At 68.8% G+C, this 1,415-nt stretch carries 2 protein-coding genes and 2 pseudogenes; all 4 read right to left on the reverse strand.

The window, feature by feature from the left end:
• Positions 1 to 657: flavin-containing monooxygenase (locus tag ACSFA2_RS25425; RefSeq protein WP_435458112.1), on the reverse strand; the 657-nt coding region annotated here is incomplete at its 3' end.
• 189 nt (positions 658 to 846) lie between these two features.
• Positions 847 to 1,017 (reverse strand): annotated as a pseudogene (locus ACSFA2_RS25430) (FAD-dependent oxidoreductase); the annotation flags it as partial.
• Positions 1,014 to 1,262, reverse strand: coding sequence for a (2Fe-2S)-binding protein (locus tag ACSFA2_RS25435; protein ID WP_435458113.1), 249 nt, complete (start codon positions 1,260 to 1,262; stop codon positions 1,014 to 1,016). The pseudogene ACSFA2_RS25430 and the gene ACSFA2_RS25435, both read right to left, overlap by 4 nt.
• A pseudogene (locus ACSFA2_RS25440) lies at positions 1,259 to 1,415 on the reverse strand (D-amino-acid oxidase); the annotation flags it as partial. The pseudogene ACSFA2_RS25440 and the gene ACSFA2_RS25435, both read right to left, overlap by 4 nt.

Here is a 1,415-nt window from a genome sequence, read left to right on the forward strand (position 1 = left end):
ATAGGTGGGCGAGCGCTGCAGCAGCACGACATGCGCGGCCGTCTTTGCCAAGGCCGGCACCAGCGTCATCGCGGTCGCGCCGCTGCCGATCACGACCACCCGCTTGCCGCTGCAGTCGAGGTCTTCGGGCCAGTGCTGCGGATGGACGACACGACCTGTGTAGTCGCCGATGCCCGCAAACTCGGGCGTGTAGCCGGCTTCGTACCTGTAGTAGCCGCTGCACAAGAAGAGAAAGCTGCAGCGCACGCGCAGCGGAAGGCGCTCGGGGCCATGCTCGACATCGACGCTCCAGCAGGCATCGGGCGTCGACCACGAGGCGCGCACCACGCGATGGTTGAAGCGGATCTTTCGGTCGATGCCATGCTTCGCCGCCGTCTCGCGCAGGTAGTTCAGGATCGTGGGCCCATCGGCAATCGACTTCGCGTGAGTCCACGGACGGAACGAATAGCCCAGCGTGTACATGTCCGAATCCGAACGCACGCCCGGATAACGGAACAGGTCCCACGTGCCGCCGCTGCGTTCCCGCCCTTCGAGGATGACGTAGCTTCGGCCCGGGCAGCTCGCCTGCAGGTGGTAACCGGCGCCGATGCCCGAGAGGCCGGCGCCGACGATCAGGACATCGATGTGCTGCACCTGCTGTCGCTCTTCTTCCTGCATCGACTTGTCTCCTTAGCTCTTGCCGACCGGACCTCCTGCGGCGGGAGTGCCCCGGATCATCAGCCACGCACTCACCGCACTCAGCACGGCCAGCCCGGCGCTCAGCAGCATCACCCAGCGAAAGCCAGCCACGAACGATTCGGCCACGGCCCGTTTGACCGCCGCAGCCGTGGCTGCATCCACGCCCGGTGGCAGCGCCGCGCCGGGGCCGTCGCGCCAGATCTGTCCGCCGGGCGCGGGGTTGTCGTCGATCACGCCGATCGATGCGCCGCTCGGCGCGGCAGCCACCGCCGCAGCCATGCCGGCCGGGCCCGCGCCGACGATCAGCACGTCGCAATGCTCCATCGCGATGCCGTTCATTCCGCCGTCTCCACGCGCATGCCCTCGGCGCAGACCGTCTGGCAGGCGAGTCTGCGGCGACCATCGATTAGCACGCGGCACTCCTGGCACACGCCCATGCCGCAGAACGGCGCGCGCTGCTGGCCCGTGACTGACGTGCGCGCCACGCCCATGCCGCCGGCCACGCGCAACGCGGCGGCGACCGAGCTGCCCGTCTTCACACGGACCAGGTGGCCATCGATGTTCAACAGGGTGTGGCCGCTCATGCCATCTCCCGCAGTCCGCGCGGTGCGTACGGCGTTGCGTCGAAGTCGGGCGTGGCCCCGGTCATCAATGCAGCGAGCAGGTGCGCACTGCCCGGCGCCGTGGTCACGCCGAGGCCTTCATGGCCGACGGCGAGCCAGAGCTTCTCGCGCCAC

The organism is Variovorax cryoconiti, assembly GCF_051216395.1.
Lineage (GTDB): Bacteria > Pseudomonadota > Gammaproteobacteria > Burkholderiales > Burkholderiaceae_C > Variovorax.